The sequence below is a fragment of the Porphyrobacter sp. TH134 genome (genome assembly GCF_002855495.1).
Lineage (GTDB): Bacteria > Pseudomonadota > Alphaproteobacteria > Sphingomonadales > Sphingomonadaceae > Erythrobacter.
In genome coordinates this window covers 145,125-163,109 of the sequence record NZ_PKRO01000002.1, presented here as the reverse complement: position 1 = coordinate 163,109, position 17,985 = coordinate 145,125, and the positions used below count along the sequence as shown (strand labels likewise).

15 protein-coding genes are annotated in these 17,985 nt (G+C 64.6%); 4 read left to right on the top strand and 11 right to left on the bottom strand.

Annotated elements, in window-relative coordinates; translation table 11 throughout:
- Positions 1–9 precede the first annotated feature (9 nt).
- From C0V72_RS01880 to C0V72_RS01870, 3 genes are read right to left on the bottom strand one after another with little or no spacing between them, the layout of a single operon-like run.
- Positions 10–675 (bottom strand): 3-oxoacid CoA-transferase subunit B, encoded by a 666-nt coding sequence (locus C0V72_RS01880; RefSeq protein WP_101791512.1) that lies wholly within the window; start codon positions 673–675, stop codon positions 10–12.
- Positions 672–1,625 (bottom strand): hypothetical protein, encoded by a 954-nt coding sequence (locus C0V72_RS01875; RefSeq protein ID WP_143704500.1) that lies wholly within the window; start codon positions 1,623–1,625, stop codon positions 672–674. Before C0V72_RS01875 ends, C0V72_RS01880 begins: the two co-directional genes overlap by 4 nt.
- The gene (locus C0V72_RS01870) at positions 1,625–2,347 is read right to left on the bottom strand and encodes a CoA transferase subunit A (RefSeq protein ID WP_101791510.1); all 723 of its coding nucleotides are present in this window, start codon (positions 2,345–2,347) and stop codon (positions 1,625–1,627) included. The genes C0V72_RS01875 and C0V72_RS01870 overlap by 1 nt, the downstream gene beginning before the upstream one ends.
- A 525-nt stretch (positions 2,348–2,872) precedes the next feature.
- On the opposite strand from C0V72_RS01870, the gene C0V72_RS01865 reads away from it, so the two are divergent.
- Positions 2,873–5,179 carry a CDC48 family AAA ATPase gene (locus tag C0V72_RS01865; protein WP_101791509.1) on the top strand — a complete coding sequence of 769 codons (2,307 nt, stop codon included), beginning with the start codon at positions 2,873–2,875 and terminating at the stop codon, positions 5,177–5,179.
- A 141-nt stretch (positions 5,180–5,320) separates the two neighbouring features.
- On the opposite strand, the gene polA is transcribed toward C0V72_RS01865, so the two are convergent.
- Positions 5,321–8,182: a DNA polymerase I gene (polA, locus tag C0V72_RS01860; RefSeq protein ID WP_101791508.1), complete on the bottom strand. Its 2,862-nt coding sequence runs from the start codon at positions 8,180–8,182 to the stop codon at positions 5,321–5,323.
- 237 nt (positions 8,183–8,419) lie between these two features.
- On the opposite strand from polA, the gene C0V72_RS01855 reads away from it, so the two are divergent.
- On the top strand, positions 8,420–8,707 hold the full coding sequence (locus tag C0V72_RS01855; RefSeq protein WP_101791507.1) for a hypothetical protein: 288 nt from the start codon (positions 8,420–8,422) through the stop codon (positions 8,705–8,707).
- A 102-nt stretch (positions 8,708–8,809) separates the two neighbouring features.
- Here the strand turns inward: C0V72_RS01855 and C0V72_RS01850 are convergent, their stop codons facing one another.
- Positions 8,810–9,853, bottom strand: coding sequence for a serine hydrolase (locus C0V72_RS01850; RefSeq protein ID WP_101791506.1), 1,044 nt, complete (start codon positions 9,851–9,853; stop codon positions 8,810–8,812).
- Between the two features lie 271 nt (positions 9,854–10,124).
- On the opposite strand from C0V72_RS01850, the gene C0V72_RS01845 reads away from it, so the two are divergent.
- Together C0V72_RS01845 and C0V72_RS01840 are read left to right on the top strand one after the other, a co-directional pair.
- On the top strand, positions 10,125–12,416 hold the full coding sequence (locus C0V72_RS01845) for a DUF305 domain-containing protein (RefSeq protein WP_101791505.1): 2,292 nt from the start codon (positions 10,125–10,127) through the stop codon (positions 12,414–12,416).
- 161 nt (positions 12,417–12,577) lie between these two features.
- A complete protein-coding gene (locus tag C0V72_RS01840; protein ID WP_101791504.1) occupies positions 12,578–13,210 on the top strand; it encodes a class I SAM-dependent methyltransferase in 633 nt (210 codons plus the stop codon).
- Here C0V72_RS01840 and C0V72_RS01835 read toward each other — a convergent pair.
- The 6 genes from C0V72_RS01835 to C0V72_RS01810 all read right to left on the bottom strand — a co-directional run bounded on the left by C0V72_RS01835 (position 13,207) and on the right by C0V72_RS01810 (position 17,962).
- Complete coding sequence (locus tag C0V72_RS01835) at positions 13,207–14,082, bottom strand: sterol desaturase family protein (protein ID WP_172438869.1); 876 nt, start codon at positions 14,080–14,082, stop codon at positions 13,207–13,209. The genes C0V72_RS01840 and C0V72_RS01835 overlap by 4 nt on opposite strands.
- Before the next feature lie 89 nt (positions 14,083–14,171).
- On the bottom strand, positions 14,172–15,044 hold the full coding sequence (locus C0V72_RS01830; RefSeq protein ID WP_101791503.1) for a MipA/OmpV family protein: 873 nt from the start codon (positions 15,042–15,044) through the stop codon (positions 14,172–14,174).
- Between the two features lie 160 nt (positions 15,045–15,204).
- Positions 15,205–15,573: a nuclear transport factor 2 family protein gene (locus tag C0V72_RS01825; RefSeq protein WP_172438868.1), complete on the bottom strand. Its 369-nt coding sequence runs from the start codon at positions 15,571–15,573 to the stop codon at positions 15,205–15,207.
- A 74-nt stretch (positions 15,574–15,647) separates the two neighbouring features.
- Positions 15,648–15,881, bottom strand: a complete 234-nt coding sequence (locus tag C0V72_RS01820) for a biotin/lipoyl-containing protein (RefSeq protein WP_101791501.1) — start codon at positions 15,879–15,881, stop codon at positions 15,648–15,650.
- Positions 15,882–16,007: 126 nt separating this feature from the next.
- Positions 16,008–16,994: an alpha-ketoacid dehydrogenase subunit beta gene (locus C0V72_RS01815; protein ID WP_101791500.1), complete on the bottom strand. Its 987-nt coding sequence runs from the start codon at positions 16,992–16,994 to the stop codon at positions 16,008–16,010.
- Positions 16,994–17,962 (bottom strand): thiamine pyrophosphate-dependent dehydrogenase E1 component subunit alpha, encoded by a 969-nt coding sequence (locus C0V72_RS01810; RefSeq protein WP_101791499.1) that lies wholly within the window; start codon positions 17,960–17,962, stop codon positions 16,994–16,996. Before C0V72_RS01810 ends, C0V72_RS01815 begins: the two co-directional genes overlap by 1 nt.
- Positions 17,963–17,985: the final 23 nt, after the last annotated feature.

Sequence of the window (17,985 nt, the reverse complement as noted above, 5' to 3'; positions counted from 1 at the left end):
CGCGGCAGCTTAGCTTTGCGCCAGCGCCGGGATGTAATGCGCGGTGGTGGTGGCCGCGATATCGGCTTCGGTAACGCCCGGCGCGGTCTCGATCAGGCGGAACGGCGAGGCGTGATCGGGGCGGGCAAACACGGCGAGATTGGTGATGACCATGTCGACCACGCCCGCCCCTGTCAGCGGCAGCGTGCAGGCCGGGATAAACTTCGGTGTCCCATCCTTGGCGGTGTGGTCCATCACCACGATGATCTTCTTGACGCCCGCGACCAGATCCATCGCGCCGCCCATGCCCTTGATCATCTTGCCGGGGATCATCCAGTTAGCGATGTCGCCGTTCTCGGCCACCTCCATCGCGCCCAGCACAGTGAGGTCGATATGACCGCCGCGGATCATCGCAAAGCTGGTCGCGCTGTCAAAATAGGCGCTGTGCGGCAATTCGCTGATGGTCTGCTTGCCCGCATTGATGAGGTCGGCGTCGACCTCGTCATCATAGGGGAAGGGCCCGATGCCCAGCATCCCGTTTTCGCTTTGCAGGGTCACCATCATCCCATCGGGAATGTGGTTGGCCACCAGCGTCGGGATGCCGATGCCGAGATTGACGTAATAGCCATCCTGCAATTCGCGGGCCGCGCGCGCGGCCATCTGGTCGCGGGTCCAGCCGGTCGGAAGTGGGGTCATTGGGCATTCATTCCTTCGGTCGCAAAGGGGGGCTCGATCAGGAACCAGCCTTTGCCAATCACAGGTTCCAGCCCGGCCCCGGCTTCGGGGCTGCGCAGATATTTGAACCGCTCGTCGAAATCGGGGCGTTCGTCCCCGGCGATCGCGATGATGCAGGTGGTGGCCGCAAGGCTCTCCATGCGCTGCTGCTTGGTATTGCTGGTATCAAGCCGGAGCGAGATGATGTCCTGCCCGCGCGGATCCAGCCCGGATTGCTCCAGCGCGCTGCGCATAGCGCCGGATTCGTCCGTCGAAAGGTTGGAAATCCACGCGATCACCACACCCGCCTCGCGCAGGGACGCAAGCGCCTGTGCAAAGCCGGGCGCGGCCCGCGGGGCAGGCGGCACTGCAAACACCCCTCCGACCGGGTCAAGGTCGATCACGGCAACCGTCTGTTCGCTGGCAGCGCAGCGGCGGCGCGCCCCATCAACGGCAACCGGATCGCTGAGCATGGCCGACAGCCTGCCTTCCTCGCCCTCGGCGGCCGTAGCGGCGGCAAGACGGGTGTAGCGGACAAATTCGCTGAATTCGGCAGGCGCGCTCACCGGGGCGGCGGATGGTCCGGGCGCGGTGAACACCGGCGGCAACGTCGTCACGGCAGCGGGGGCAGGTGCGGGTGCGGGCGCGGGCGGGAGTGCGGGCGGCGGCGGGAGCACTGCCGATGACGCTGCAACCGGCGCGGAAACCTGCGGCGGCACAGGCGCGGTCACAGGGGGCAAAACTGCCGTGCGCGCAGCCGGTTCAGCCTCTACTGCGGGCGTTGCTTCAGGCGCAGGATCAGCCGGATTGTCCGTCACCCGTGATCCCACCACCGCCGATCCGGCCAACGCCGGAATCGCGACCGCCACACAACCGGGCAGCGCTGTGCTTGCCAGTGCCAGCAAGGGAACGAATGCAAGCCTGCGATCCATTATGCCGCCTCCCTCTCCCGCACGGTCCGGAACTCGATCTTCTTATCGTAGGGTGCGCCGCAGACAATCCGGTTCACGAATACGCCGGCAAGGTGGATCTGATCGGGATCGAGGCTGCCAGCGGGTACCACTTCTTCCACCTCGGCCACGCAGATCTTGCCGCAGGTCGCGGCGGGCAGATTGAAATTGCGCGCCGTCTTGCGGAAAATCAGGTTGCCGGTGGTATCCGCCTTCCAGGCTTTCACGATGGCAAGGTCCGCCATGATCCCGTGTTCAAGGATGTAGGTCTGCATCACGCCATCGCGGTCGGGGAAGTCCTTGTGCTCCTTGCCCACCGCAACTTCGGTGCCGACCCCGGTGCGGGTGTAGAAGCCCGGGATGCCCGCGCCGCCTGCACGCATCCGCTCGGCCAGCGTGCCCTGCGGACAGAATTCCACCTCAAGCTCTCCGCTGAGATACTGCCGCTCGAACTCCTTGTTCTCGCCGACGTAGGAACTGATCATCTTCTTCACCTGCCGGGTGCGCAGCAGCTTGCCGATGCCTTCGTTGTCGATCCCGGCATTGTTGCTGGCAAAGGTCAGACCCGTAACCCCCGCATCGCGGATGGCGTCGAGCAAGCGTTCCGGCAGGCCGCACAGGCCAAAGCCCCCGGCGGCGATCAGCATGTTGTTGCGAAGAACGCCGTCAAGCGCGCTGGAAGCGTCAGGATAAAGCTTGGACATCGAAAATGGCCTGCATGCTGTGGGTGTTGGTCTCGCGACGAGAATCCCGTCTCCGGGATCTGGCGAGTGATTAGTGCGTTCATGGGGCGCTGTCACGCCCAAGCGAGTCGCCGAGTCGAATCGCCATTCATGTTGCGTCGCAAAACGGTAATAATCGCGAACTCTGCCTAAGATTTAGGCGATTGACTCCTTTTTGAGCAGTTCGGTGCGTCTTTGCGCACAAAATCACACCGTTCCGGACGTTAATTGCGTTCTTTGCAATCAAATGTGTTCCTTTCGCACTTGCACAATTGCACGCCTTGCGCCATTTAGGTCTCGCCTTTCAGGCATCCTCTCCCAAACTTTTCCAGCCCGGCACCTAGTGCCGGGCTTTTTTTATGTGCCGCGCATCCTCGGCAAACCCGCTGGTTGCGTGCCGAGATAGGGCCTTGCGCGGCTGCGGCATGGCTGATTGCATTCCGCCGCCCTGCTTCCTAGCTATCGGTTTCGTTCAAAAAATCGCAAGTTTGCAAGGAAGCGCCCCTAATGGCCGATGCCGAAACCCCCGCCCCGATCCGCACCGTGCGGCTGCAAGTGGCGCCCGCCCGACAGGAGGAATCCGGGGCCGGCATTGCCCGGATGCCGCGCGCCGCCTTCCAGAAACTCGGCATCACCGAAGGCGATGTGGTGGAAGTTCGCGGCAAGCGCACCACCGCCGCCATCGCGATGGCCGCCTATCCCGAAGACGATGCGCTTGACGTGGTGCGGTTGGACGGCCTCCAGCGCGGCAATGCGCAAGGCGGATCGGGTGAGCATGTCGAGATTGCCCGCGGCGAATCGCGCCCGGCCACCCGCGTGGTGTTTGCCCCCGCCCAGCGCGAGATGCGGCTGCAAGGGCCGACCCAGGCGTTGAAGCGCAACTTCTTCCGCCGCCCGCTGGTGGCCGGCGATCTGGTCGCCACCACCGGCCAGCAACCCGTGCAGAACATGCCCGCCGACGTGCGCCAATTGCTGCGTGCGCCGGCCTACGCGCTGACCCAGATCCGCCTCACCGTCGCCTCGACCAGCCCCAAGGGCATCGTCCATATCGACGAGAACACCGAGGTCGAACTGCGCGCCGAGTTTGAAGACCCCAGCCACGGCCGCGCGGTGGTGAACTATGACGATGTCGGCGGGATGGAGGAGACCATCCGGGCCTTGCGCGAAATGGTCGAACTGCCGCTGCGCTATCCCGAACTGTTCATCCGCCTCGGGGTTGAACCGCCCAAGGGCGTGCTGCTCCACGGCCCGCCGGGCACGGGCAAGACCCGCCTGGCGCAGGCCGTAGCGAACGAAAGCGACGCCGAATTCTTCATCATCAACGGCCCGGAAATCATGGGCTCGGGGTATGGCGAAAGCGAAAAGCGCCTGCGCGAGGTGTTCGAAGAAGCGACCCGCGCCGCGCCCGCGATCATCTTTATTGACGAGATCGATTCGATCGCCCCCAAACGCACCCAGGTGCCGGGTGAGGCGGAAAAGCGGCTCGTCGCCCAGCTGCTCACCCTGATGGACGGGCTGGAAAAGCGCGCCAACCTCGTCGTGATCGCGGCCACCAACCGCCCTGACGCCATCGACGAGGCGCTGCGACGTCCGGGCCGGTTCGACCGCGAGATCGTGATCGGCGTCCCCGACCAGCGCGGGCGGCGCGAGATTATCGGGATTCACACCCGCGGCATGCCGCTGGAAAGCGCCGTCGATCTGGATGAACTGGCGCGTGTCACCCACGGCTTTGTCGGCGCGGATATTGCCGCGCTGGCGCGCGAAGCCGCGATCGAGGCCGTGCGCCGGATCATGCCGCGGCTCGATCTGGATGAACGCACCGTCCCGCCCGAAGTGCTCGAAGACCTGTGCGTCAGCCGCGACGATTTCCTCAGCGCCCTGAAGCGCGTTCAGCCTTCGGCGATGCGCGAGGTGATGGTGCAGGTGCCCAATGTGGGCTGGGACGATATCGGCGGTGCGGGCGAGGCGACCGACAAGCTGAAGGAGGGGATCGAGCTGCCGCTCAAAAACCCCGAGGCCTTCCGCCGTCTGGGCATCCGCCCGGCCAAGGGCTTTCTGCTTTATGGCCCGCCCGGCACCGGCAAGACCCTGCTGGCAAAAGCCGTCGCCAAGGAGGCCGAGGCGAATTTCATCTCGATGAAATCCAGCGACCTCCTGTCCAAATGGTACGGCGAAAGCGAACAGCAGATCGCCCGCCTATTCGCCCGCGCCCGCGCGGTGGCACCCTGCGTGCTGTTCATCGACGAGATCGACAGCCTTGTCCCGGCCCGCGGATCAGGCCAGGGCGAGCCGCAGGTGACGGGGCGCGTGGTCAACACCATCCTTGCCGAAATGGACGGGCTGGAGGAACTGCAATCGGTGGTCGTGATCGGCGCGACCAACCGCCCGACGCTGGTGGACCCTGCCCTGCTGCGCCCCGGCCGGTTCGATGAGCTGGTCTATGTCGGCACCCCCGACAAGGCCGGACGCGAGCATATTCTGGGCATTCACACAGGCAAGATGCCGCTGGCCAATGATGTCGATCTGGGAAGCCTCGCGGCGCAGACCGAGCGCTTCACCGGCGCCGATCTCGAAGACCTCGTGCGCCGCGCCGGGCTTGCTGCGCTGCGGCGTCTGGGCGGCGATGTCAGCGAAGTCGCGGCGCAGGACTTCGACGCCGCGCTCAAGGATTCGCGCGCGACGGTGACGGTCGAGATGGAGGACGAGTACAAGAAGATGCGCGGCGAGCTGAAGAAGCGCGCGGCGGCGGTGCAGCCGATCGGGTTCTTCTCGCCCGACATGCTCAAGCCGACGCGGGAGAAGAAGCACGATTGAGCGGGGGTGCTTCGTTCCTGAAATGTTTCACGTGAAACATTGGCCATCGTTCGTCATCCCAGCGAAAGCTGGGACCTAGGGCCTCATAGTGCAGCGCTTGCTGCTCTAGGCCCCAGCGTCTGCTGGGGTGACGATAAACGCCTAATGCGCCGCGTCCCAGCTCATCCCCGTGCCGATGTCCACGCCCAGCGGCACGGTGAGTTCAACCGCGGGCAAGGCCGCCTCGGCCATCACCTGCCGGATGATCGGCGTCGCCGCCTCGACGCGGGCTTCGGGCAGTTCGAACACCAGTTCGTCGTGCACCTGCAACAGCATCCGCACGTCATGCAGCCCGGCATCCGCCAGCGCGGGCAGCATCCGCACCATCGCGCGCTTGATGATGTCGGCGCTGGTGCCCTGAATCGGCGCGTTGATCGCCGCGCGCTCTGACCCCTGCCGTTCGGCCTGGTTCTTGGAATTGATCCGCGGGAACCACGTCTTGCGGCCAAACAAAGTCTCGGAATAGCCCTTGGCCCGCACGCTTTCGAGCGTTTCGTGGATATAGCGCTGGATGCCGGGGAAGCGCTGGAAATAGGTGTCGATCATCGCCTGCGCCTCGTCCGACGACACTTCGAGCCGCCCGGCGAGGCCCCAGCGGCTGATGCCGTAGAGGATCGCGAAGTTGATGGTCTTGGCCCGCGCGCGGGTGTCACGCGTCACCTCGCCGAACATTTCGCGCGCGGTGCGGGCGTGGATGTCCTCGCCTTGGGCGAAGGCTTCTTTCAGGCTGTCGACATCAGCCATATGCGCGGCGAGGCGCAGTTCGATCTGCGAATAGTCCGCCGCCAGCAGCACGTTGCCGGGTTCGGGCACAAAGGCCTCGCGGATCTGCCGGCCGATGGCCGTGCGCACGGGTATGTTCTGCAAGTTGGGATCGGTCGATGACAGCCGCCCGGTCTGCGCGCCGACCAGAGAATAGCTGGTGTGCACCCGCCCCGTTGCGGGGTTGATCGCTTCCTGCAAGGCATCGGTATAGGTCGACTTCAGCTTGGCCAGCTGACGCCATTCCAACACCTTTCGGGCAATCGGCGCGCCCTCGACTGCGAGCTTTTCCAGCACCGAAACGTCGGTCGAATATTGCCCGCTCTTGCCTTTCTTGCCGCCTTTGTAACCCAGCTTGTCAAACAGGACATCGCCCAGCTGCTTGGGGCTGCCGACGGTGAATTCCTGCCCGGCGAGCGCATGGATTTCGCCTTCCAGCCGGCCGATTTCGATGGCGAATTCCTCTGACAATTTTGCCAGCCGCGCCCGGTCGACCCGGATACCTTCACGCTCCATCGCGGCGACCACGGGGATCAGCGGGCGGTCCACCCGTTCGTAAACCTTGCTGCCGCCCTCGATGGCGAGGCGCGGTTTCAGATGCGCATGGAGCCGCCAGGTGACGTCCGCATCCTCGGCGGCATAAGCAGTCGCGCGGTCCAGCGGGACTTCGGCGAAGCCGATCGCCTTTTTGCCGGTGCCGCACAGGTCCTTGAACGGGATCGGGGTATGGCCAAGGTGGCGCTGGGAGAGTTCGTCCATCCCGTGGCCGCCCCCCATGCCATCCTCACCGCGCCCCGCATCCAGATCGAAGCTGATGACCATGGTGTCGTCGATGGGCGCGACCATGATCCCCTGCCGCGCCAGCACGTTCATATCATACTTGCCGTTCTGGAAGATCTTGAGGACCGCCTCATCCTCCAGCAGCGGTTTCAGCGCGGCAATGGCTGCGGCCATCGGCACCTGCTCGGGCTTTTCGGCGAACATGTCGCTGCCGCCCCCCCCGATATTATGGTGACCCAAGGGGATGTAGCACGCATCATTGGGGCCAAGCGCGAGGCTGACCCCGACCAGATCGGCCCGGATCGCATCGAGCGAGCTTGTTTCGGTATCCACCGCGACCGCCTGCGCGGCGCGCGCGCGGGCGACCCAGGCTTCCAGCCGTTCGAGGGTCTGTACCGTTTCATAGGCGGCGTGATCGACAGCGGGAAAATCGGGCAGGGCCTGCCGATTGGCCTCGGCATTACCTTTCGTCCCCGCCGTGCTCGGCTTGGGCGGATTGAGATCGGTGGTGCGCGACGGGCTGCCCGCACCGGCATCCAGCCGCCGCAAGAGCGAGGTAAAGCCATGCTGCGAAAGGAACGCGGCCAGCGGTTCGGGCGGCACCGGGCCGAGTTTCATTTCGTCCAGCGGCTGCGGCAGATCGCAATCCTCTTTCAGCGTGACCAGCACCTTGCTGAGTTCGGCATCGGCCCGGCCTTCGATCAGGCGGTCTTTCAGCTTCGACGGTTTCATTGCAGGCGCCGCATCCAGCGCCGCGGTGAGCGAGCCATGTTCGGCGATCAGCTTCGAGGCTGTCTTGGGCCCGATCCCGTAAATGCCGGGCACATTGTCGACCGCATCACCCATCAGCGCCAGCACGTCACCCACCAGTTCGGGGCCGACGCCGAATTTCTCCTCGACCTCCTCCAGCCAGATGCGCTGGTTCTTCATCGTGTCGAGCATGTCGATGCGCCCACGCCCTTGGGCGCCGTTCACCTCGCCGATCAGCTGCATCAGATCCTTGTCGGACGATACGATGGTGACATCCCACCCCCGTTCCTGCGCGCGGCGGGCATAGGTGGCGATCAGATCGTCCGCCTCCAGCCCCGGCACTTCGATGCAGGGCAGACTGAAGGCGCGGGTGGCATCGCGGATCAGCGGGAATTGCGGGACGAGATCCTCGGGCGGCTCGGGCCGGTTGGCCTTGTAATGTTCATAGAGATCGTTGCGAAAGCTGACCCCGCTCGCATCCAGAATAACCGCAAGATGCGTCGGCCCGTCCGCCGCATCGAGATCGGCGGCCAGCTTCCACAGCATCGTGGTGTAGCCATAGACCGCGCCGACCGGCGTGCCTTCCGGGTTCGTCAGCGGCGGCAGCCGGTGATAGGCCCTGAAGATATAGGACGAGCCATCGACGAGATAGAGGTGCTGCTTTTCCGACATGCCAGCCTGCTAGCAGGCACAAGCCAGCGCGGGTAGAGGCTTGGCGCAGCGAAGGCACCCCCGAGGTGCCGATCAAAATGTGGCAGAATTACGGCAAAATTACGGCTCGGCGCCCTAATTCACTTGTCACCCCTGCGATGTGCCCCTAGATTCAGGTTCGAACCGGGCAAACGCCAGAACCCGGTCGGCGCAGCTTTAACGCTGCGTGTTTTTCGCACACGGAAGGGAAAATATACCATGCGCAAGATCATCCTCGCTGCCTCCATCGCCACCTCGGCTCTCGGCCTTGCTGCCTGCAGCGAAACCACCGAAACCGAAACCGAAGAAGCCGTCGACGCGATGGCCGCCGATGCCGAAGCCAACGCTGACAGCGCGGGCGCAGCCATCGAAGGCGCTGCCACCGACACTGCCGAAAGCGTTGAAGCTGCCGCTGACAGCGCTGCCGACGCCGCCGAAAAGACTGCCGACGACATCGGTGACGCAGCGGCCGACGTTGCTGCCGAAGCCGAAAAGGCTGCCGAATAAGCTAGGGGCGCGCTCTCGCCGGTGCGGCGGGACAGCGCAAAACAAAAAGGGCGGTGCCGCGCGGTGCCGCCCTTTTTGCTGTCCGACCCATTACGCGGCCAATCAGCCGCCAGTGCCGTAAGGCGCGCTGGCCCAGTTGCGGGTTGGGTTTTGCGCCTGAAGGGTTTGGGCGCGCACGGCAAAGCCATCATACAGCGCGCGGGCAATCGCGGCGATCCGCTCCTCGCGGGCAAGCTTGGTGCCCTGCCCGGTGACATAGATCGCCACCGCGATGACGCGGCCATCCGGGCATTCGATCAGGCCGATATCGCTCGACGTGTTGTTCAATGATCCGGTCTTGTGGCTGACCCGCGCTTCCAGCGGGATATGCGCAGGGATCCGGCGCTTGCCCGTGACGGTGCGGCTCATCGCCGATAGCAGCACTTGCCGGCTTTGGTCCGACAGGAAATCACCGCGGTACAGCCCTGCCAGCAGGCGCACCATGGCGCGCGGGGTGGCGGCATCGCGGGTGTCGATATGGACGGCCGGGTTATGCTCGCCGTCATCGCGCACCAGCGTGGCGATGTCGCGGTTGATCGAGAACTCGGCAATTCCCTGACGCCGGATCCAGTCATTGACGACCGCCGGGCCGCCAACCGCCGCCAGCAGCGCATCGGTTGCCGGGTTGGAGGAACGCGTAATCATGATCTCGATCAGATCGATCGCGGGCAGATACTGGCCGGGGCGCACGGGCGCCTTGGCCGACGAATACTTGGCCGAGGCGACCGGCAGCATCAGCGGGAATTCGGAGGTGAGCGAAAAGCGTCCCTGCTCGACCATTTCGAGGAAGGTGCCTGCCACGGCGATCTTGCTGGTCGAAGCCATGGGGAACAGCTGGTCGCCCAGCACCATCACCTCCTCGCCCGTGGCAAGGTCAATCGCGGCCACACCGATGCGTCCCATCGCCGGGTTGGCGAGATCCGCGATGCGCTGTTCAAAGCTGGAGGCGTAGACCGCCTCGAAGCTTTGCGGGCTGCGCGCCTGGGTGCCGAAGGTGTTGTCGAATGTCGCCTGAAGCTCGTCCGGACTGGCTGCCGCCGGGCTGGCAATAGCCGCGAAGGAGGCCGCAAGGCCGGTGAGCGTGACGAGGATGCGAGGGCGTGCCATGCGACGAGGCTACTCCAACAGGGTTGCGGCGAGCTTAACGATGCACTTATCCACGCCTGAATGGCCGCGGCAAGCAGGCAATTGGCCCCATGCGGTGAACGGTGCGCCGCACAAGACCGGGGCGGGCCAGCCGATGGCGAAGGCAGGATGCGGCTGCTCGGCTGATATCGTGGTTTCGTCGAATGGGCCCGCGTCATGGCACCGGCGGGGTTGACTGCGCGGGTTGACGCGGCACTCTAGCGGTCAAGCGTACAACCTAGGGGACTTTACCATGACCGATGCTTTCGCTGCGCGCGCCTCGCGCGGTGTTCTTGCCGCTTTGCTGCTATCCGCCTCGGGCGTGGCCTATGCCCAAAGCGTGCAAATCGTGCAGCCGGGCGCGCCCGGTCAGGCGAGCAAGACCCTGACCGCCGAAGACGCGACCAAGCTGGCGCAGGCAAGCTACACCGCGTCCGATGTCGCCTTCATGCAGCACATGATCGTGCACCACACCCAGGCGCTGGAGATGGCCGTGCTGGTCAAGGAGCGCACCAACACCAAGGAACTGGTGGATATCGCCGGGCGGATCGAATCCAGTCAGGCGGACGAAATCGCCTTCATGAAGGGCTGGCTGGCCGAGCGGGGGGAGCCAGCGGAAGACCCCAAGATGGCAGGCCACGGCGCGCATATGCATCACATGATGGCGGGCATGGCGAGCCCAGATCAGATGGCAGCGCTGGCAGCGGCCAAGGGCGTGGAGTTCGACCGCCAGTTCCTCACCCTGATGATCGCCCACCACGAAGGCGCGGTCGAGATGGTCGAAAAGCTGCTGGATGAAGACGGCACCGCCGCCGATCCGGTGCTGTACCAGTTCGTCGGCGATATCGACAGCGAGCAGACCGGCGAGATCGAACGGATGGACAAGCTGCTCGCCGGCCTGTCCGCCGATCCGCGTTCGGGCCTTGCAGCGGGCTTCGACAATGCGGGCGAGGCGATCCTGAACCTCACCAAGGTCGCGAGCCTCGGCAAGCCTGCGGGCTTCTTCAACCCCGCCAACCCCGCCGACCTGCGCCCGCCCGTCCCGCCCAAGAAAGACGCCAAGAAGGACGGGGACGCCAAGGATGAGGCCAAGCCCGAAGCCGCACCAGCCGTAGCGGCCGCGCCGGATGCAGCCGCAGCCACCCCGCCCGAGCGTGAGGAAGAAGACCTCACCGAATATGCGGAGCGCTCTCCGCTGCTCGATTTCGCCAATACGGACATTGCCTTCTTTAGCGATGTGATGGTCGCAGGCTCGTATCACGGGTTCAACCTCTACAAGCTGGGCGCTGATGGCGTGCCAGCGCTGATGAGCAGCGTGGTCTGCCCCGGCGGGCAGGGCGATGTCTCGGTGGTGGGCAATATCCTTGTGATGAGCGTCGAGCAGACCCGCGGCCGGGTCGATTGCGGGCTGGAAGGCGCGCCGGGCAAGGTCAATGAAGACCGTTTCCGCGGCCTGCGCATCTTCGACATCTCCGATCTTTCGCGTCCGCGTCAGGTCGGCGGAGTGCAGACCTGCCGGGGCAGTCACACCCATTCCATCGTCAGTGCCGATGACACGCGCCTGATCGTCTACAATTCCGGCACCGCCGGGATCCGCGAGACCGAGGAACTGGCCGGTTGCATCGGCGAGGTCCCCGGCGACACCCGCACCGCGCTGTTTTCGGTCGATGTGATCGAGATCCCGCTGGCCGACCCCTCCAAGGCCCGCATCGTCAAATCCCCGCGCGTCTTTGCCGACACCGCGACCGGCGAAATCGCCGGTCTGTGGCGCGGCGGCGACCATGGCGACAACACACAGCGCACCGCGCCGACCGATCACTGCCACGACATCACCGTCTTCCCCGCATTGAAGCTGGCGGCAGGCGCGTGTTCGGGCAATGGCATCCTGTTCGACATCGCCGACCCGCTGAACCCCAAGCGGATCGACGCGGTGACCGACACCACCTTTGCCTATTGGCATTCGGCCACCTTCAACAATGATGGCACCAAGGTGATCTTCACCGACGAATGGGGCGGCGGCGGGCGGCCGCGCTGCAAGGCGTCCGACCCCAAGACCTGGGGCGCCAATGCGGTCTATGACATTGTCGACGGCAAGCTCGTCTTCCGCGCCCATTACAAGATGCCCGCGCCGCAATCCGACAAGGAAAACTGCGTCGCGCACAATGGCTCGATCATCCCGGTGCCGGGCCGCGATCTGTTTGCGCAGGCCTGGTATCAGGGCGGGCTCAGCGTGATGGACTTCACCGACAGCGCCAATCCGAAGGAAATCGCCTATTTCGATCGCGGGCCGATCAACGACAAGCAGATGGTGCTGGGCGGTTACTGGTCGGTCTACTGGTACAATGGCCACATCTACGGCACCGAGATCAGCCGCGGGATCGATGTCTTCGCCCTCGCGCCGAGCGAGCACATGACCGAGGCCGAAATCGCCGCCGCGAAGGCCGCGAAGTACGAAGACAACCGCTTCAATCCGCAAACCCAGACCCGCGTAACGTGGGACGCGGGCGTGATCGAAGCCGCCGAAGCCAGCCGCAAGGGCGGCTGATCCGCCCCTGCTGTCCGCCCACGCGCCATATCGGGGCGTGGGCGCGACAGGGCGCAATTCCGGCCCGTGCAGGTGCTTGCCTATTGGCGGCGAATTTGCGAGTCGGCAGGTTTGCAAATCGGCTCTCATGGCCGGGGCGCGGCGAGAGGTGCTGAACCAGAATGACCGGTTTCAAGCTTGCAAAGGAACGCCGCTCGGTTGTTCTCAAGCGCAAAGCGCAACAGTTTTTCGGGGCCTGGGGCGTCTTCTTTCAGGGGTTCGTGGAAGAGCCGGTGATGGTCGGATCGATCATCCCGTCCTCGCGCTTCACGATCCGCAAGATGCTCGCCCCCGTCGATTGGGACCGGTGCCAGCTGTTTGTCGAATATGGCCCGGGCGTTGGCACCTTCTGCCAGCCGGTGCTCGACCGCTTGCGGCGCGACGGCACGCTGATCGTGATCGACACCAACAAGCTGTTCATCGACTATCTCAACCGCCACATCCGCGACAGCCGCTTCATCGCGGTGCACGGATCGGCTGAGGACGTGGAAGACATCATCCGCGCCCACGGGCACGAGCGGGCCGATTACATCCTGTCAGGCCTGCCGTTTTCCACCCTGCCCGACGGCGTCGGCCCGCGCATCGCCGCCGCCACGCACCGCGCAATCCGTCCGGGCGGGGCGTTTCTGACCTACCAGTTCAGCAAATCGGCCCAGACCTTCACCGAAAAGCATTTCGACCGGATCGAGTGCGGGTTCGAATGGCTCAATATCCTGCCCTGCCGTCTGGTGTGGGGCTGGAAAGAGAAAGATTAGGGCTGCACCTCGGCCCCTGCCCCGGCGCGCTTGTCCAGCCAGGGGCGCAGCGGGAACAGCCACTGCTCCCTGATCGACAAGCGCTTGCGATCATCCTGCCCCACCACTTCGCTCTCGCCCTCCTTGTAGGTGCCGAACACGCGGTCCCACAAAATCACGCTGTTGCCGTAATTGCAGCGCGTGTCCTCGTAAGACAGCGCGGTGTGATGCAGCGAGTGGTTGCGGATGGTGGTGAAGAAATAGCCGTACCAGATCGGCGGATCGGCGCGGACATTGGCATGGGCAAAAGCCGCAATCGCACCTGACGCGGTGATGGCGGCGAACAGGGCGTTGAGGTCCACATCCAGCAGTGCAATCACGCCCAAGCTGATGAGGAACAGCTCGATCGGATTGCCGATGAAACCCTTCATCGCATTCAGCTGTGTGATGTGATGATGCGGCGCATGGGTCAGCCACAGCGGCGTCCAGTTGTGCATCGCCCGGTGCATCCAGTACTGGCCGAATTCAAAGGTGAACATCACCACCAGCACCTGCACCATGAAGGGGCTGTCCGCGAGCCAGGGGGTGGCGATGCCCCAGGCCTGCTTCAGCTCGCCCAGCGGGCCGTTGACCACCGTATCTGTGAAAAACCCGATCACGCCGTAACCGAAGGCGACATAGAACACATCGGTCGCCAGCTCGCGCCGATTGATGCGCCAGCCCTTGTGGCGTTCAAACAGCAGTTCCAGCACCTGCACAAACGCCAGCGTGCCAAGGCCCACCGCCATGATCGCCCAGCCGCCCTCGACCCACGCAGCCGGCGCCAAGGCCCAGAAGGCCCAGATCGCCGCAACGGTTGCGGGCGGCAGCAGGTTGATAAGCGATTGTCTCACCGGATCGGCCCCTATGACTGGCCACCGCTCTATGGCGGCGTCCCGGGCCGTGAGAATACGCCATTGTGCGTAAGCGGTCGAGGGGGCCGCTAGAACGTATAGGTCAGCCCCAGCCCGGCGATGAACTGGTCAGCGCTGCCCGCTTCGGCGACGATCGGGGAGCGCTTGAAATCGCCCAATATCCGGTAATATCCCACCACCGCCACCGCAGTCAGACCCTTGGTGAGATCGCCGGTCAGCGCATGGGTCGCCAGCAGGTTGACCCCGGCACGTTTGAACCCGTCGCCAGCCTCGCCATAGGTGGACAGGCCGCTTGCCGCTGCCGCATCGGGATCGATGTTGAAATAATAATCGCCGAAATCATTGCCGACATATTCGGCCAGCACCGATGCGCCGACAAAGGTCTTGGTGGACAGCGGCGTGCCATATTCGATGGTGGGGGTGACGATATAGCTGCCATGCGCGCCCGCCACATCCCAGCGCGCGTCCACGCGCAGGCTCAACAGATCGTAATCGCTGGTCATCACGCCGGTTTTGGTAATCCCGGCCCAGCCGCCTACCTCTATCGCGGTATCAAGCTTGCCAAGCGCCTTGACCTGCGGGTCCTTGATCAGCGCGGTTCGATCAAGGCGCACCGCGGCCACGGGGCCAAATCCCACATCGATGCTGCGTCCCGGCGCTTCATCACGGATCACATCGGCATAGATCGCCGGCCCCCGCGAGAAAAAGTTGAAACCCGACACCTTCCCGCGCACGACCACTTCAGGGATGATGATGTTCTCGTCCGCACCCTCGTAGCTCGGGACAGAAATGACCCCGGTGCCCAGCGTGAGGAAATCGCCCCCGTCTTCTGCCGAAGTTTCAACCTCCGCCGGCGCACCCTGCGCTTGCAGTTGGGCGGGGATCGCCAGCAACAGAGCCAGGCCAGCGGTGGCCGGGGCCGTCTTTGAGGGGCGTCGCATTCATTCGTCTCCAGTCGCATTAAGGGGACGAGCGAACCCGCGCCGGGCCAACAAGTTGCCGGCCCTGCGCTGATGCGTGCCGGGCGTCGGATCAAATCACAGGGTGACGGCAATAACGGGACGCAAGCGGGGAAAAGGGTTGTCCCGTAGGTCCAACGCATCACGCCCGCGCGGCAACCTCGGCGGCGTCGAAATAGTGGATGCGCAATTCGCGCAGCAGGCCGTCCTCAAAGGTCCCGGCCTCGCAGATGGTCTGGGTGAAGGGGGCGCTGCCGTCCTTGGGGTGCATGGTCAGGCGGATCACCATCACCGCATGGGTCTCGCCCCCGGTGCAATCGAGAATTTCGAGATCGGTGCTGCCCCAAGTGCCATACATGGCGGCGGCGCAGCGTTGCAGCGCGTCACGCCCGCGCCATTCGCCTGCAAAGGGGAGCGAGTTCGCCTCGTAGAGCACGAAATCGGGGTGGATCAGCGCCGCGACCGCGTCCCAATCACGGGTGCCGGCGGTGGCGTAGACGTTAGCCAGCAACTCTCTGGGGGTGAGTCCTTGTTGTCCTACCGGTTCAGCCTGCGGCTGTGCTTCGCGTCCGCTACTTGAGGGCATTACTCGTCGATCGTCCCGATCAAATCGCCGACCTTGTAGACCGCGCCTTCCTCGCCGGTCGGGCGGATGATCCCGCTGGCCTGCGCCTCGATCTCGGTGGTGCTCTTGTCGGTTTCGACGGTGTAGATGATGTCGCCCTTCTCGACGCGTTCGCCGGGGCCGAACATCCATTCGACGAGGGTCATTTCGACAGCGCTCATGCCGAGCTTGGGGATGCGGATTTCCGATGCCATTCTACGCCTGTCCTGCTTGGTTTGAGCTGCAATTAGCCCTTCCCCGTGGGGAAGGGTTGGGATGGGGGTTCCACACCCGCTGATGCCGTACCCCCACCCCCAACCCCTCCCCAAGGGGAGGGGGATTTATGGCTTGCCTACCGATGCCTTGATCTGGGCGACGATGTCCGACTTCTGCGGGATCCACGCCTGTTCGAGGTGGCTGGCGAAGGGCACCGCCGAGAAGGTCCCGCCGATGCGCCGCACCGGGCCCTTGAGGCTGTCCCAGCACTTTTCCTGAATGTTGGCGGCGAGTTCCGCGCCGGTGCCGAAGGGGCGGACGGCCTCGTGCAGGGTCAGCGCGCGGCCGGTCTTGCGGACCGATGCGAGCACGGTCGCCTCGTCGTAAGGGGCGATGGTGCGCAGGTCGATCACCTCGACGCTGATGCCTTCCTTCGCCAGATCATCGGCCACCGCCAGCGCATCCAATACGGTGCGGCCATAGGTGATGATCGAGATATCGGTGCCCTCGCGCGCAATCGCGGCCTTGCCGAGCGGCACGCGGTAGCCCGGGCCCGGGTCCTCGGCCTTGAGGCCATAGCACAGGATGTTCTCGATGAAGATCACCGGGTCATTGGCGTCGATGCTCGCCCGCATCAGCCCGCGCGCATCGGCGGGGTTCGACGGGGTGACGACATGGATGCCGGCGACATGAGCGAACCACGCCTCCAGCATATCCGAGTGCTGCCCGCCGAAGCCGACGCCGACCCCGGTGGTGGTGCGGATCACCATCGGGCACGGGGTCTGCCCGCCGCTCATGAAGCGCAGCTTGGCGGCGTGGTTGACGATCTGGTCCATGCACACGCCGACGAAGTTCATCAGCATGATCTCGGCAATCGGGCGTTGGCCCGCGAGTGCCGCGCCCACCGCCGCGCCGATGATTGCGGTCTCCGAGATCGGCGTGGCGCGGATGCGGTGTTCGCCATACTTCTCGGTGAGGCCCGCAGTGACCTTGAACACGCCCCCGCCCTGCTTGGCGGAAACGTCCTCGCCAAGGCAGAACACGCCCGGATCGTCGGCCATCGCCTCGTCGATTGCGAGGTTCAGCGCCTGGGTCATGGTGATCTGGGCCATCAGGCGGTCTCCTCCAGCACGTCCTTGTAGATTTCGTCGGTATCCGGCAGCGGCGCGGCGAGCGCGCGTTCGACCGCCGCGTTGATCTGGGCGTCGATGTCGGCGACGATCGTGTCCAATTCTTCCTCGGTGAACTGGTGCTCCAGCATCACCTTCCTGAGCTTGGGCAGCGGGTCTTCGGCCTTCATTTCGGCGATGTGTTCGGGCGGCATGTAGCTGAAGTCCGCGCCGAAGAAGTGGCCCATCATGCGGTAGCACATGGCCTCGACCAGCGTGGGCCCTTCGCCCCGGCGGGCGCGGTCGACCGCCTCTTTCACGGCGGGGTAGATCTGGTGGACATCATTGCCGTCAACCGTCACGCCCGGCATCCCGTAGCCCGCCGCGCGCGTGGCGATGCTGGGGCTGTCGGTGTGATCAGCGTAAGCCGTGTGCTCGCCGTAGCGGTTGTTCTGGCACAGGAATATTACGGGGAGCTTATACAGCTGGGCCATGTTCATCGCTTCGTGGAAGCCGCCGATATTGGCCGCGCCGTCGCCGAAGCTCACCAGCGTCACGCGCCCATCGCCGTTGTTCTGGCTCGCCATCGCAAGGCCGTTGGCGATGGGGAGGCCCGAGCCGACCACGCCGGTCGTCACCATAATCCCCGTCTCGGGATCGGTGATGTGCATGGTGCCGCCCTTGCCCTTGCAGGTGCCGGTCGCCTTGCCGAGGCATTCGCCCCACCACTTTTCCATCGGGATGCCCTTGGCGGTCTGTTCGCCCTGCCCGCGATAGGTGCAGACGACGTAGTCCTCTTTCTCCAAGGCCGCCATCGCCGCAGCCGAGACCAGTTCCTGCCCGCGCACGCAGTAATACATCACCGCGACCTTGCCGCCCATCAGCAGCTCGCGGAACTTCTCGTCGGTGCGGTTCACCTTCATCGTGCGGGTGTAGATGTCGAGCAGCGTGTCGCGATCGATTTCGGCCATGGTTTATCGCCTTGCTTGGGGGG